We start from the raw sequence: 13,892 nt of genomic DNA, 5'->3' as shown, positions 1-13,892 counted from the left end.
CCACACAAATAAACAAAATAGAAAACAAGTTGACACCCCCATGCCTTAAAGATGCAGATTCTCTCCAAAAAACTGCGGGGTGCCCCCGCAGTTCAACTGCGGGGGCACCCTTCAGAGGGGTGTCCCTCCTCAGGCCCCCGACGAGCGTCCATCCCGAACCCAGTGGAATCGCGGAGATTCCGAATCCCCCAGGGCCGCAGCGGTCTTGGAGCCGTTGTCCTTGATCCCTCCGGCGAGCGAGAACGAGCCTGTGGCCGTCTGCTTTCCGGCCGTGCCCTCCCAGTACGCGGGGTCACGATCCCATTTGACGTCGCGCAGCAGCTCCATCAGCTCGTCCGGGGTTAGAACTTCTCCGCTTTTGTTCCACGACATGGTGCGGTGCGCGACCGCCCCGAGTGCCGCAAGCACGGCCGGCGAGGCGATCACCGTGTTGTTACGTCGCTCGAAAGCCTGGGCGAACGCCGACAGGATCCTCCCCAGCACCTCGTGGATCTCTGCCGTTGCAATGTCCCGCGTACAGCCTTCGGGGAGGTCGGAAATGGGGCCGCTCGTCTTCTCGAAGCCCGCCTTGCCGAAGAGGGCCGTAATGACGAACGACCGCAACGACGACAGCGTCATCCACTCTGTGTCGGTCGCTTTCAGCTGCCGCTGACGGACGGAAACCACCGACTCGAGCGGCACCCTGCCCTCACCGGACGGGGCTATGACCTGCACGTCCTTGAGCAGCGACAGTGTGATGTTCGTGGCCACGTTCGACGAGTCCGAGGAGAGCGCGATGTTCTTATTCGGCACGACGCCCAGCAGATTGCGGTCGTGGAAGATCTGCCGGGCGGCCACCAGGTCGATGTCGTGGTAGATCTCCACGCCGACGAGGCGCGCATTGACCTGCTGTGTGGTCACGCCGAACGACGCGGCGTCCTCACGCAGCAGGAAATGGGCGAGATGCTGCGTCTCCGCGTCCATGAGCACACCGCTGGCGTCGAACGGCAGGTACGCGATGACGTCCACGCCGAAGGGGCTCTGCGCACGCACCGTCTCCAGCCGCTTGGGGATCCACAGCGCCAGCGGCGGGGTGGCCCAGCGCTCTGCACGATCCCCCATGAGCACCTCGGCGAGGTAGCGGGCGTACGCTCTGGCGTTCGTCGCCTTCTTCGTCGCCTTGATGTTCCGCTGCACTTCATTGCGGGTCTCCGCCTGCTGGCGTTCGTCGGGGGAGAGATAGCGCAGCGCCTTGGTGTTCTCCGCCTTGCGCGGGTCCGGCACGATCCTCGCGAGCTGCCCCCACGGCATCGTCGCCAGCAGGCGAGTGGGACTAAGCTCCAAGACCCTCAGAGGGTCACCGCGCCAGCGATCTATCTCCGTTACGTACTCCGCCGTCTGCTCCGTCACCACGAATCCCTGTCGAACGAGAGTTACTCGGGACGCCTGAGGCCCGCGAGGTCGTACGACGACCGATCATAACGAAGTACGGGTGTGAATCAGGCGGAGTTGCAAGTCCCTTAGTCCGCCTGATGGTTCAGCTGCTACACCGTGCCGACCGGGAGTACGCCAGGTTGACCCGACCCACGGCACCGAGAGGCCATCTCCGCGCGTTCAGACGGGTGTTCAGGGGGCTGTGCCACACCGTGAATGATTGCTGGACCTAGTCCACGCCCTCAAGCGCGAGTCGCCGTTCGGCTACGAGGAGGCGGCGCGCGACAGCACGGTAGTAGAGCGGTGAGAAGACCCCGCTGGCATCAATGGTCCGGCCCTCGGCCGACCTCAAGTGCGCAAGGGCCACGGGGGAGACGGAACCACCGACCTCGCGGCGCGCCGTGTGTCCTGGGTCGAAGCATGTCTGCAGACCACCGAGTACGCGCGGGTGATCGTGCGTACTGCGATGCCCAAGGCCTCAACGAGCGAGCTCGAGGACAAAGTGAGCGGCAAGATGAGGCGGGCCGAGCTCTTCGAGTAGGCGAAGCCACCGGAGTATTGGGGGATCCTCGACGAGTCGGTGATCCGTCGGCGGGCCCTCCCACCGAGCAGATGGCCGAGCTGCTGGAGCACATCGCAGAGGTGGTCGAGACCACACGGTCCATTGTGGAGATCATCCCGGAAACGGCCGCCGCAGATCCGTTCATGATGGGCATGCCCAGGACCACAACCTTCTCGGACGCGCCCCCGCTCGTTTACGCCGAGAGTCTGAACAGCGGCCAACTCATCGACTATCCGGCGCTCGTGAAGCGGTGCCGACGGTCTTACGATCTGCTCAGGGCCGTCGCACTGCTGCCTGAGACGACTGATCGAGGACGCGGCTAAGGAATTTGGAAATGGCAAGCCACGGGAATGACTTGAGCACCGCCGCCTGACGCAAGAGCAGCTACAGCAATGCCAGCAGCGGCGACTGCGTCGAGGCCGCCGACGGCCTCCCCGGCGTCGCCCCCGTCCGGGACTCCAAGGTGACGGACGGCTCCGCTCTAGCCGTTCCCGCACCCGCCTGGGCCACCACCTCGCCGCCGCCACGCACGGCCAACTGGGCGGCTATTAGCGTTGTATTGCAAGTATCAGCGTTGTACTGCAAGAAAGTCCCGCTCGGTATCGGGCATATCGCCCAACCGGCGGGACCTTCGTGCAATCGGCGTCAGTCAGCCAGACACCTTCGCGCCCCGGCGCCAGACCTCGCTGATCAGGGGGACGCCAGGGCGGTATGCCAGGTGGACGTGGCTCGGGGCGTCCAGGAAGGCGAGGTCCGCTCGGGCGCCCTCGCGGATCACGCCGATGTCCGTGCGGCGCAGGGCCGCCGCGCCGCCCGCTGTGGCCGACCAGATCGCCTCGTCCGGGGTCATGCCCATGTCCCGTACGGCCAGGGCGATGCAGAACGGCACCGAGGACGTGAAGGACGAGCCCGGGTTGCAGTCCGTGGAGAGGGCCACCGTGGCGCCCGCGTCCAGGAGGCGGCGGGCGTCGGGCCACTTCGCGCGGGTGGAGAACTCGGCGCCGGGGAGCAGCGTCGCCACCGTGTTGCCGTTCGCGAGGGCGTCCACGTCCGCGTCCGTGAGGTGCGTGCAGTGGTCTGCTGACGCCGCGTCCAGCTCTACGGCCAGTTGGACTCCGGGGCCGTACGAGAGCTGGTTCGCGTGGATGCGGGGGTGCAGGCCCCTGGCCTTGCCCGCCGTCAGGATGGCGCGGGCCTGGTCGCCGTCGAAGGCGCCCTTCTCGCAGAAGACGTCGACCCAGCGGGCGTGGGGGGCGCAGGCGTCCAGCATCTCGCCGGTGACGAGGTCCACGTACGCCGCCGGGTCTTCCGCGTAGTCCGGGGAGACGATGTGGGCGCCGAGGAACGTCACTTCGTCGGTGTGCCGTGCCGCGATGCGCAGGGCCCGGGCCTCGTCCTCGGTGTTCAGGCCGTAGCCCGACTTCGTCTCGAAGGTGGTGGTGCCCTGGCGGAGGGCCTCGGCGAGGTAGTGGGTGAGGTTCGCTTCGAGCTCGGCGTCCGTGGCCGCGCGGGTGGCCGCCACCGTGGTGCGGATGCCTCCTGCGGAGTAGGCGCGGCCCGACATGCGGGCGTTGAACTCCTGGGTGCGGTCGCCTGCGAAGACGAGGTGGCTGTGGGAGTCGACGAAGCCGGGGATGGCGGCGTGGCCCTTTGCGTCGTGGGTTTCGTCCGCCGCGGGGGCCTTGGCGGCGGGGCCTGCCCAGGCGATGGATTCGCCGTCCAGGACGACGGCGGCGTCCTGGACGAGGCCCAGGGGGCTTCCGTCGCCCTGGGAGGGGTCGTTCGTCACGAGGCTGGCGATGTTGGTGATGAGGGTGGTGGTCGGCATGTGGGGCTCCCTGAGGGCTGGGGGCGGGCGGTTTCTTTTCCCCAACCCCGCCCCTTCCCGAAAACTCGCTCGGCGCGAGGGCCTTGTGCGCACCGTCATCACCGGCTCCGCCGAGTTCGTCCTCAAACGCCGGACGGGCTGAAATGACGTCCTCGGGTGGGCGGGCAAGTGCGGGGCAATCGGGCGGGTGGGTGGGAAAGTCCCGGCGCGAAGCGGCGGACGAGGGAGCCGGGGTCGAGCCCGGCTCCCGGGGAGGCTCAGTCTCGAAGCGCCGCCACCGCCTCCGCCAACGCCCCCGCCACGTCCGGGATCGACGCGTGCTCCCCGTCCCGTACGACGTGGCGGCCGGCCACCACCGTGTGGCGGATGTCCGAGGACGTGGCCGCGAAGACCGCTGTCTCGGCGGCCAGGCGCGGGACCGGGCCCGCCGTGCGGACCGAGTCGAGGGCCACGGTGGCGAAGTCGGCGAGCGCGCCGGGTTCGAGCACGCCCGCGTCCGCCCAGCCCAGCGCCGCATGCCCGTCGGCGGAAGCCGCCCGCAGCAGCGCCGCCGCCGTCCAGTGGCCCCGTGTGTGCGAGCGCAGGCGTTCGTTCAGCTCCATCGCCCTCGCCTCTTCGAGGAGGTCGATGACCGCGTGGCTGTCGCTGCCCAGGGAGAGCGGGCTGCCCGCGCGCTGGAGGCTCACCGCGGGGCCGATGCCGTCCGCGAGGTCCCGCTCCGTCGTGGGGCACATGCACGTGCCCGTCGTCGTGCGGCCGAGCAGCGCGATGTCCTCGTCCGTGAGGTGCGTGTTGTGCACGCCCGTCGTACGGGGGCCGAGCACCCCGTGGTCCGCCAGGAGGCGGGTCGGCGTGCGGCCGTGGACCGCGAGGCACGCCTCGTTCTCCGCCGTCTGCTCGGAGAGGTGCACGTGGAGGGGGGCCTGCCGGGCCGACGCCCACTGCGCCACCGTGCCCAACTGGTCCGCCGGTACGGCCCGTACGGAGTGGATCGCCGCGCCGATGCGGGCGTGCTCGCGGTCCTTGAGGGCCGAGGCCCGTTCCGCCCATGCCTCCGTCGTACCGTCCGAGAAGCGGAGCTGGTGACGGTTCGGCGGCTTGCCGCGCGACTGAGACAGCAGGCCCGACGCCACGTACGCCGTGTCCAGGAGCGTGATGCGGATGCCCGCCTCCGCCGCCGCCTCGATCAGCGCCTCGCCCATCGCGTTGGGGTCGTCGTAGGCCGCGCCTCCCCGCGCATGGTGCACGTAGTGGAACTCGCCCACCGCCGTGATGCCCGCCAGGGCCATCTCCGCGTACACCGCGCGGGCCAGCGCGTGGTACGTCTCCGGGGTCAGCCGGTCCGCCACCGAGTACATGACCTCGCGCCACGTCCAGAACGTGCCCGAGCCGACCTGGACCGTGCCGCGCAGGGCCCGGTGGAAGGCGTGCGAGTGGGCGTTGGCCAGGCCGGGGAGGGTGAGGCCGCGCAGCACCGTCGCGCCGGGCGGGGGTGCTTCCACGCCCTTGCGGACGGCCGTGATCCGCTCGCCCGTCACCTCCACCGCCACGCCCGGCTCGACATTCGTGTCGAGCCAGGCGTGCTCCAGCCAGTACGTGGTCGCCTTCGCCGTATCGGTCGTCACCTGCACGCCAGCCCTTCCAGTACGTCGGCCAGTGCCCTCACCCCTGCGACACAGTCGTCCTCGGCGGCGAACTCCGCCGGGGAGTGCGAGATACCCGTGGGGTTCCGTACGAACAGCATGGCGGTGGGGATCGATCCGGACAAAATACCCGCGTCGTGTCCGGCGCCCGTGCCGAGGACCGGGATCGGCCGCTCCCCGCCCAGCAGCCTGCCGAGCTCGTCCCGCAGTGCGTGCTCGAACTCGACCACCGGCGTGAAGGACTCCCGTACGACGTCGAGGTCGATGCCGTGCCGGTCCGCGTATTCGCGGGCCGCCTTCTCGATGCCCGTCACGACCGTGTCGAGGGACTCCTGGTCAGCGGCGCGCGAGTCCAGCCAGCCGCGCACCAGGGACGGGATCGCGTTGACGCCGTTCGGTTCGACCGCGATCTTGCCGAAGGTCGCTACCGCGCCTGCGAGTTCCGCTTCCCTGCGCGCCGCCAGGACCGTCTCCGCGTACGACAGCATCGGGTCGCGGCGGTCCACCAGGCGGGTGGTGCCCGCGTGGTTCGCCTCGCCCCGGAAGTCGAAGCGCCAGCGGCCGTGCGGCCAGATGGCGGAGGCGATACCGACGGGGTCGCCGGTGAGGTCCAGGGCGCGGCCCTGCTCGACGTGCAGCTCCACGAACGCGCCGATGCGGGCGAGGCGTTCGGGGTCGGGGCCGATGGCCGACGGGTCGTAGCCCGCCGCCTCCATGGCCCGGGGGAGCGTCACGCCGGACGCGTCCGTCAGTTCGTACGCCTTCTCGCGCGTGAGCTGGCCTGCGGTCAGGCGCGAGCCCACGCAGGCCAGGCCGAAGCGGGCGCCCTCCTCGTCGCCGAAGTTGGTGATGGCGAGGGGGCGGCTGAACGACACCTTGCGGGCGCGGAGTTCGTCGAGCGCCGCGAAGGAGGAGACCACCCCGAGCGGGCCGTCGAAGGCGCCGCCGTCCGGGACGGAGTCCAGGTGCGAGCCGGTGACCACCGCGTCGCCGCGGGAGGGGTCACCGAGCCAGGCCCACTGGTTGCCGTTGCGGTCGACCTCGTAGTCGAGGCCGCGCGCCTCCGCCTGGGCCTGGAACCAGAGCCGGCATTCGGCGTCGGCGGCGGTCCAGGCATAGCGGCGGTAGCCGCCGGAGGCGTCGCTGCGGCCGATGGGCCGCAGCGAGCGCCACATGGCGTGGAACGTGTCGCTCACGCGGTGCCTTCCTCGCGCATCGGGATCCGTACGCCCTTCTCGTCCGCCACCGACTCCGCGATGTCGTAGCCCGCGTCCACGTGCCGGATGACGCCCATGCCGGGGTCGTTGGTGAGGACGCGGCGGATCTTCTCGCCTGCCAGCTTCGTGCCGTCGGCCACCGAGACCTGGCCCGCGTGGATCGAGCGGCCCATGCCGACGCCGCCGCCGTGGTGGATGGAGACCCAGGAGGCGCCGGACGCGACGTTCACCATGGCGTTCAGGAGCGGCCAGTCGGCGATCGCGTCGGAGCCGTCGAGCATGGCCTCGGTCTCGCGGTACGGGGATGCCACGGAACCGCAGTCCAGGTGGTCGCGGCCGATGGCGAGGGGGGCGGCGAGGGTGCCGTTGCCGACCATGTCGTTGAACATGTCGCCCGCCTTGTCGCGCTCGCCCTGGCCGAGCCAGCAGATGCGCGCGGGCAGGCCCTGGAAGTGGACCCGCTCCCCCGCCATCTTGATCCAGCGGTGCAGCGACTCGTTCTCCGGGAAGAGGTCCAGGAGCGCCTTGTCCGTCTTGTGGATGTCGGACGCCTCGCCGGAGAGCGCCGCCCAGCGGAACGGGCCCTTGCCCTCGCAGAAGAGGGGGCGGATGTAGGCGGGGACGAAGCCGGGGAAGGCGAACGCGCGGTCGTAGCCCGCGAGCTGGGCCTCGCCGCGGATCGAGTTGCCGTAGTCGAAGACCTCGGCGCCCGCGTCCATGAAGCCGACCATCGCCTCGACGTGCCTGGCCATCGACTCACGCGCGCGGGCCGTGAAGCCTGCCGGGTCCTTGGCCGCGAGCGTCTGCATGTCGTCGAAGTCGACGCCGACCGGGAGGTACGCGAGCGGGTCGTGGGCCGAGGTCTGGTCCGTGACGATGTCGATGGGGGCGCCCTCGGCGAGCATCCGCGGCAGGAGGTCCGCCGCGTTGCCGAGCAGGCCGATGGAGAGGGGCTTGCGCTGGTCGCGGGCGTCCGTGGCCAGCTGGAGGGCGTGCTCCAGGGAGTCGGCCTTCACGTCCAGGTAGCGGTGCTCGATGCGGCGCTCGATGGCGCGCGGGTCGACGTCGATACAGATCGCGACGCCGTCGTTCATGGTCACGGCCAGCGGCTGGGCGCCGCCCATGCCGCCGAGACCGGCGGTCAGGGTGATCGTGCCCGCGAGCGTGCCGTTGAACTTCTTGGCGGCGACGGCGGCGAACGTCTCGTACGTGCCCTGGAGGATGCCCTGCGTGCCGATGTAGATCCACGAACCGGCGGTCATCTGGCCGTACATCGTGAGGCCCAGTGCCTCCAGGCGCCGGAACTCCTCCCAGTTCGCCCAGTCGCCCACGAGGTTGGAGTTGGCGATCAGGACGCGCGGGGCCCACTCGTGGGTCTGCATGACGCCGACCGGGCGGCCGGACTGGACGAGCATCGTCTCGTCCTGCTTGAGGGTCTTCAGGGTGCGCACCATCGCGTCGAAGGAGCGCCAGTCGCGGGCCGCCTTGCCGGTGCCGCCGTAGACGACGAGCTTGTCGGGGTGCTCGGCGACCTCGGGGTCGAGGTTGTTCTGGAGCATGCGCAGGGCGGCTTCCTGCTGCCATCCCAGGGCGCTCAGATCCGTACCGCGCGGTGCCCGTACGGGGCGGGGTCCTGACATGGCGATGCCTCCTCGCGTGAAGCTCTGTCGTCGAGCCGGTGCTGCTCTGCTGTGACCTTGTTATTCACATCCTGCGATGTTGAATAGAGCTAGTCAATACGTCGACGGGGCAGCAGGACCACGTGACGAATGATTGGCTGGAACACATGAGCGATCAGGGCACGGAGACCGCACACGCGACCGAAGCGGACAGAGAGGACCCGGCGGACCGCGCCGTCCGGCGGGACCAGGCCGTCCACGCCGCCGTCGAGCAGGGCCTCGTGGACCCCGCGTCCCCGATCATCGGGCTCCTGGACGTCACCGGCATCCGCAGGTCCGCCGCATCGCTGCGCGCCGCCTTCGAAGCGGTCACGCCGTCCGGCACCCCGGTCCTGCACGCCTTCGCGGTGAAGGCCTCGCCCCTGGTCCCGGTCCTGCGGCTGCTCCGCGACGCCGGTATCGGCGCCGAGGTGGCGAGCCCCGGCGAGCTGGCCCTGGCCCGGGCCGCCGGTGTGCCGCCCGGGCACACGGTCCTCGACTCGCCGGCGAAGACCCCGGCCGAGCTGCGCGAGGCCCTCGCCCTGGGCATCGCGGTGAACGCGGACAATCCGCAGGAGCTCGCCCGCATCGACGCCATGACCCGCTCGGCGCCGACCCGCTCCCCCGTCGGCCTGCGGGTGAACCCGCAGATCGGCGGCGGCTCCATCGGCGCGCTCTCCACCGCGACGGCGACCTCCAAGTTCGGCGTCGCACTGCTCGACGACGGCGCCCGCGAGTGGGTCGTCCAGGCCTACCTGGACCGCCCGTGGCTGACCCGCCTGCACGCCCACTCCGGGTCGCAGGGCATGCCGCTCGAAATGATGGTGCGGGGCGTGGCGGCCACGTACGACCTGGCCGAGGAGATCAACGCGCGGGTCGGGCGGCAGCAGATCGACACCATCGACATCGGCGGCGGACTGCCCGTCAACTTCGGCTCGGACGAGGTGAATCCGACGCACGCGCAGTACGCGCGCCGCCTGAAGTCGCGCGTGCCGGGGCTGCTGGACGGGCGGTACGGCCTGGTCACCGAGTTCGGCCGCTCGCTGCTGGCCAAGCACGGCACGATCCTGGCCCGCGTCGAGTACGCCAAGACGGCGGGCACCCGGCCCATCGCGGTCACGCACGCGGGCGTCCAGGTGGCGGCGCGCACGGTGTACGTGCCCGCGTCCTGGCCGCTGCGGATCGCCGCGTTCGACGCCAAGGGCCGTCCCAAGAGCGGGCCGAACGTCGGCCAGGACATCGCGGGCCCGGCCTGTTTCGCGGGCGACCTGCTCGCCGAGAACCGTCCGCTTCCGCTGCTCGAACAGGGTGATTACGCGGCGGTGCTCGACACGGGCGCGTACTACTTCGCGCACCACTACTCGTACAACAGCCTGGCAAGGCCGGGGATCTACGGCTTCTCGGCGGGCGAGGCCGGTGCGGTCGCCTTCGCCACTGTGCGGGAGCCGCAGACCCTGGAGGAGATCGTCGCCGAGTCGGGAGGCGCGCAGCGGGACGCGCTGCGCGACCTCTGAGGGCTCTGAGGGCTCTGAGGGCTCTGAGGGCTCTGCGGAACCCCCGAAGGCCCTCCGGGGCGCCCCCGAAGTTCCTCTGACGTTCCTCAACTCCCGCATGCCACGGGTGTTCCGGGGCAGACCCTCCCTCCAGGCACACCCTCGGGGGAGATGATCCTGTGACGACGTCCAAAGCCACCACCGACGCTCGACAGCCCGAAGAAGAACCCGCGCTGAACCGCGCGATCGGCCCCAAACTCCTGATCCTCTTCGTGATCGGCGACATCCTCGGGACCGGCATCTACGCCACCACCGGCAAGGTCGCGGGGAAGGTCGGCGGCGCGCTGTGGCTGCCGTTCGCGATCGGCTTCGTCGTCGCGCTCCTGACGGCGGCTTCGTACGTCGAGCTCGTCGGCAAGTATCCGAAGGCGGCGGGCGCCGCCCTCTACACGCAGAAGGCCTTCAAGGTCCCGTTCTTCACCTTCATCATCGCCTTCATGGTGATGTGCTCGGGCCTGTCGTCGGCGAGCGCCGCGGCCCGCGCGTTCAGCGGCGACTACCTCTCAGAGCTGACGAACGACGCGCTGCCGCCGACGCTGGTCGCGATCCTCTTCATCCTCGCGCTCGCGGCGCTGAACCTGCGGGGCGTCTCGGAGTCGGTGAAGACGAACGTGGTCCTCACCCTCGTCGAGCTGTCGGGCCTGGCCATCATCCTGGCGATCGGGGCGTACGCGGTCCTGAGCGGGGACGGTGAAGCGTCCCGCCTGACGGAGTTCGAGGCGGGCGACGGCACGTCCTATGCCCTGATGACGGGCGTCCTCGGCGCGACCGCGCTCGGCTTCTTCGCGTTCGTCGGCTTCGAGGACTCGGTGAACATGGCCGAGGAGACGAAGGATCCGACGCGTACGTTCCCGCGGGCGATCTTCATCGGTGTCGCGGTGACGGGCACGATCTATGTCCTGGTGGCGCTCGTGTCGTCGCTGCTCGTCGACTACAAGGTGCTCGAAGGATCGAGCGGCCCGCTCCTGGAGGTCGTGAAGGCGGGCGGGATCGACTTCCCGCACAAACTCTTCGCCCTGATCGCCCTGTTCGCGGTCACCAACTCGGCGCTGATCAACATCATGATGGCCTCCCGGCTCTGCTACGGCATGGCCAACGAACGCATCCTGCCGCGCGCGATGGGCCGGGTCCTGTCCCGCCGCCGCACACCGGTGGTCGGCATCGTCTTCGTCTCGCTGCTCGCGATCGGCCTGGTGTCGACGGGCGAGATCGAGGGGCTCGGAGACACCACCGCGTTCCTGCTCCTGTGCGTGTTCGGGGTGGTCAACGTGGCGGTCCTCGTGCTGCGTCGCGACCCCGTGGAGCACAAGCACTTCCGGGCGCCCACGATCCTCCCGGTGCTCGGCGCCATCACCGCCCTCGTCCTCGCGAGCCCCCTCGCGGACCGCCCGGCGGAGGTCTACATCCGGGCCGGGGTACTGCTCGCCGTCGGCATCGGCCTCTGGGCCGTGAACAAGGTGGTCCTGAAGGCTCGCGGCGAGGAGTGACGCGGCGGGCGACCCGGCCGGGCTGACGCGGGGACGAAGCGATCGTTAGGTCGCTACTTTCGGTCAGGCTCGGGCCTCACCCGGCCCCGCCTCGCACCGATCCCGTCGAGGTCGGGCATGTTCCCCTGGAAAGTGCCGATTTCCCTGGAAACTCCACGCCTTCCGCCTACCTTCCTCACACCGGGCAGCGCACAGCTCCCGGTCGGGTGGTAGGGGCCACCCGGTTCAACCCTGGGGAAGGGGAGCCGCGTGCCCGGAATCGACGAGTGTCTGCTCGAAGCCATGACACTGCCCGGTGCGCGCGGAGCAGCGATCGTCGACTGGACCAGCGGGCTCGCCCTCGGTTCGGTCGGCGATCCCCCGGGCGGCGACCACGAGGCGACGGCCGCGGAGACTGCCGAGGTGGCGCGGTCCGCGGCCGAGTACCAGGCGTTCGCGCCCAAGGACGACCCGCTGGACCCCGCGCGCGGCGGCACGGACCGCAAAGAACTTCCCGTAGAGGACCTCATGGTCACCACGCGGACCGGATTCCATCTGATCCGCTTCGTCGAGACGACCTTCGACAGCAGCGTCTTCCTCTACCTCTGGCTGGACCGGCACACCGGCAATCTCGCGATGGCACGCCTGCGGCTGCGGGATCTCTCCGAGCGCCTGGTCCTGGTGTGAACACCATGCGCATCACCGCATCCGCCATCTCACCCATGCTGATGCGCCTGGCCGCCGAACAGGCGACCGGCGCCCTCCTGCGCGACCAGGGCACCCTGTACCTCGTCGACGGCAGCATCGTGCACGCGGAGAGCCCCGCGGCACCGGGCATAGACGTCCTGCTCACCGCCGGCGGCGCGCTGCCCGCGCAGGGCTGGCAGGAGGCCCTCTCCTTCGCCGGAACCCGGCACGAGGTGGGCCGCCACCTGGTCGACAGCGGCCGAATAACCGCGGGCGAGCTGGAGATGTGCCACATCGGGGCGCTGTTCGACGCCGCGTTCTTCGTCCTCGGCCCGGCGAGCGGGCCCACCCGGTTCCGTTACGGCGTCGCGCACTGGCTCGGCCGGGTGCGCCCGGTGGCGGCCGAGACCGTGGAGCGTGAGACCCGGCGGCGCCGCGCCCTCCTGGACAGCGTCTGGCCCTGCCCGGAGCTCGACACGTCCCCCGTCGTGCCGCGCCCGCCCGCGCCCGGCCACAAACTCACCGGCCGCCAGGACGCGCTGCTGCGCCTGGCCGACGGTGTCCGCACGCCGACGGCCATCGCCTGGGCCCTCGGCCGCCCCACGTTCCACACCCTGATCGAGGTCAGGCGGCTCGCCGCGGCCGGACTCGTGGAACCCCCGCGGACGGAGGACCCGGCCCTGCCGGTGCTCCCCGTCCCGTTCGCCGAGGACCAGCCCGAGCCGGACATCGCCCTGCTGCGCCGGGTCCGTGACGCACTGGAGGCGAGCCTGTGAATCTCCGTACGCGTCAGCGGAATCGGCCGCGATGCCCATGAAGTTCTTCGCGCCCTGGAGGCGCGCCGGGAGGAGAGAGCTGATGGCTGCCGAAGCCGACGTACTCGTGGAACTGAAACGGCTGCGGACCAGGATTCCTCAGCTCAGGGGCGCCCTGACGGCCAGCGTCGACGGGCTTCTGCTCGCGCAGGACGCCACCGACGTCGAGGGTGAGGGCGTCTGTGCCCTCACGGCGGCGGCGCTCGGCGTCGCCCTGCGCCTGTCGGACGCCACGCATCAGGGCGGCTTCCGCGAACTGCTCATCCGCGGCGAGGACGGCTACGTGGCGACGTACACCGCCGGTTCCTCCGCCGTGCTCACCCTGCTCGCCGAGCCCCGCGTCAACGTGGGCCGGCTCCATCTGGAGGGCCGCCGTTCCAGCGCGGTCATCGGAGAGCTGGTCGACGCCGCCGTCGAACGAGCGGAGGAAATCTGAACCATGTCCCCCACCACACCCCCATCGTCCTCGTCACCGCGGACACCACGGACAACCAGCAGACGGAAAGGAAGTGCGAAATCCATGGCCAACACAGAGACATCGCTCAAGGAAGTCACCACCTCGATCGAAGGAGTCATCGGGGCCGCCCTCGTCGACTACACGAGCGGCATGGCCCTGGGCACCATCGGCGGCGGAAAGGACCTGGATCTGTCCGTCGCCGCGGCCGGCAACACCGACGTGGTGCGCGCCAAGCTGCGCACGATGGAGATGCTCAACCTCAAGGACGACATCGAGGACATCCTGATCTCGCTCAGCAGCCAGTACCACCTGATCCGGCTGATCAAGGGGCGCAACAACAACGGGCTCTTCCTCTACGTGGCCCTCGACAAGGACCGGGCCAATCTGGCCATGGCCCGGCACCAGCTCAAACGGATCGAGGCAAATCTCGACGTCTGAGCACACGGAGCGGGGCGGGGCCGGGCGCGGGGGGCCGGCCCGCCCGCGGCCGGCGCCCGCATGGCCACCCCGCCACGACACCACCAAACGGGCCCCCCCCCCCCCCCCCCCGGGCGACAACACCCGCCGCGGCCGGGCGGCCGCGAAAGCCACGC

12 protein-coding genes and 1 pseudogene are annotated in these 13,892 nt (G+C 70.2%); 8 read left to right on the top strand and 5 right to left on the bottom strand.

The window, feature by feature from the left end:
- Positions 1 to 129 precede the first annotated feature (129 nt).
- Positions 130 to 1,389 (bottom strand): DNA sulfur modification protein DndB, encoded by a 1,260-nt coding sequence (locus ACQKIP_RS05840; RefSeq protein WP_365863764.1) that lies wholly within the window; start codon positions 1,387 to 1,389, stop codon positions 130 to 132.
- Between the two features lie 636 nt (positions 1,390 to 2,025).
- Between ACQKIP_RS05840 and ACQKIP_RS05835 the strand changes: the two genes are divergently transcribed.
- Positions 2,026 to 2,298 carry a Scr1 family TA system antitoxin-like transcriptional regulator gene (locus ACQKIP_RS05835; protein WP_365863766.1) on the top strand — a complete coding sequence of 91 codons (273 nt, stop codon included), beginning with the start codon at positions 2,026 to 2,028 and terminating at the stop codon, positions 2,296 to 2,298.
- A 62-nt stretch (positions 2,299 to 2,360) separates the two neighbouring features.
- Positions 2,361 to 2,471 (top strand): annotated as a pseudogene (locus ACQKIP_RS05830) (DUF397 domain-containing protein); the annotation flags it as partial.
- Positions 2,472 to 2,624: 153 nt separating this feature from the next.
- Here the strand turns inward: ACQKIP_RS05830 and hutI are convergent.
- From hutI to hutU, 4 genes are all read right to left on the bottom strand, one after another.
- Positions 2,625 to 3,803, bottom strand: coding sequence for an imidazolonepropionase (gene hutI / locus ACQKIP_RS05825; RefSeq protein ID WP_365863768.1), 1,179 nt, complete (start codon positions 3,801 to 3,803; stop codon positions 2,625 to 2,627).
- A gap of 257 nt (positions 3,804 to 4,060) precedes the next feature.
- Positions 4,061 to 5,434, bottom strand: coding sequence for a formimidoylglutamate deiminase (locus ACQKIP_RS05820; RefSeq protein ID WP_365863770.1), 1,374 nt, complete (start codon positions 5,432 to 5,434; stop codon positions 4,061 to 4,063).
- The gene (locus ACQKIP_RS05815) at positions 5,425 to 6,621 is read right to left on the bottom strand and encodes an allantoate amidohydrolase (RefSeq protein WP_365863892.1); all 1,197 of its coding nucleotides are present in this window, start codon (positions 6,619 to 6,621) and stop codon (positions 5,425 to 5,427) included. The genes ACQKIP_RS05820 and ACQKIP_RS05815 overlap by 10 nt, the downstream gene beginning before the upstream one ends.
- Before the next feature lie 17 nt (positions 6,622 to 6,638).
- Positions 6,639 to 8,303 (bottom strand): urocanate hydratase, encoded by a 1,665-nt coding sequence (hutU, locus tag ACQKIP_RS05810; protein WP_365863771.1) that lies wholly within the window; start codon positions 8,301 to 8,303, stop codon positions 6,639 to 6,641.
- A gap of 146 nt (positions 8,304 to 8,449) precedes the next feature.
- Here hutU and ACQKIP_RS05805 point away from each other — a divergent pair, with 146 nt between their 5' ends.
- From ACQKIP_RS05805 to ACQKIP_RS05780, 6 genes are all read left to right on the top strand, one after another.
- Entirely contained in the window at positions 8,450 to 9,835 is a 1,386-nt protein-coding gene (locus ACQKIP_RS05805; RefSeq protein ID WP_365863773.1) for a diaminopimelate decarboxylase, read from the top strand.
- 158 nt (positions 9,836 to 9,993) lie between these two features.
- Positions 9,994 to 11,361: an APC family permease gene (locus ACQKIP_RS05800; RefSeq protein WP_365863775.1), complete on the top strand. Its 1,368-nt coding sequence runs from the start codon at positions 9,994 to 9,996 to the stop codon at positions 11,359 to 11,361.
- Positions 11,362 to 11,610: 249 nt separating this feature from the next.
- Complete coding sequence (locus ACQKIP_RS05795) at positions 11,611 to 12,027, top strand: hypothetical protein (protein ID WP_365863777.1); 417 nt, start codon at positions 11,611 to 11,613, stop codon at positions 12,025 to 12,027.
- A gap of 5 nt (positions 12,028 to 12,032) precedes the next feature.
- Entirely contained in the window at positions 12,033 to 12,803 is a 771-nt protein-coding gene (locus tag ACQKIP_RS05790; RefSeq protein ID WP_365863778.1) for a transcriptional regulator, read from the top strand.
- Positions 12,804 to 12,885: 82 nt separating this feature from the next.
- A complete protein-coding gene (locus ACQKIP_RS05785) occupies positions 12,886 to 13,278 on the top strand; it encodes a roadblock/LC7 domain-containing protein (RefSeq protein ID WP_365863780.1) in 393 nt (130 codons plus the stop codon).
- Between the two features lie 84 nt (positions 13,279 to 13,362).
- Positions 13,363 to 13,737 (top strand): hypothetical protein, encoded by a 375-nt coding sequence (locus ACQKIP_RS05780; protein ID WP_361199208.1) that lies wholly within the window; start codon positions 13,363 to 13,365, stop codon positions 13,735 to 13,737.
- Positions 13,738 to 13,892: the final 155 nt, after the last annotated feature.

Origin of the sequence: Streptomyces sp. NPDC059900 (genome assembly GCF_050270335.1) — a bacterium.
GTDB lineage: Bacteria > Actinomycetota > Actinomycetes > Streptomycetales > Streptomycetaceae > Streptomyces.
The sequence above is the reverse complement of the archived record's forward strand: the minus strand, read 5'-3'. Positions and strand labels throughout refer to the sequence as shown.

Excerpts from the sequence above, each read along its gene's own strand:
- ACQKIP_RS05790 (WP_365863778.1), top strand. The coding sequence starts at position 12,033 with ATGCGCATCACCGCATCCGCCATCTCACCCATGCTGATGCGCCTGGCC.
- ACQKIP_RS05815 (WP_365863892.1), bottom strand. The coding sequence starts at position 6,621 with ATGTGGCGCTCGCTGCGGCCCATCGGCCGCAGCGACGCCTCCGGCGGC.
- ACQKIP_RS05785 (WP_365863780.1), top strand. The coding sequence starts at position 12,886 with ATGGCTGCCGAAGCCGACGTACTCGTGGAACTGAAACGGCTGCGGACC.
- hutI (WP_365863768.1), bottom strand. The coding sequence starts at position 3,803 with ATGCCGACCACCACCCTCATCACCAACATCGCCAGCCTCGTGACGAAC.
- hutU (WP_365863771.1), bottom strand. The coding sequence starts at position 8,303 with ATGTCAGGACCCCGCCCCGTACGGGCACCGCGCGGTACGGATCTGAGC.
- ACQKIP_RS05805 (WP_365863773.1), top strand. The coding sequence starts at position 8,450 with ATGAGCGATCAGGGCACGGAGACCGCACACGCGACCGAAGCGGACAGA.
- ACQKIP_RS05780 (WP_361199208.1), top strand. The coding sequence starts at position 13,363 with ATGGCCAACACAGAGACATCGCTCAAGGAAGTCACCACCTCGATCGAA.
- ACQKIP_RS05835 (WP_365863766.1), top strand. The coding sequence starts at position 2,026 with ATGGCCGAGCTGCTGGAGCACATCGCAGAGGTGGTCGAGACCACACGG.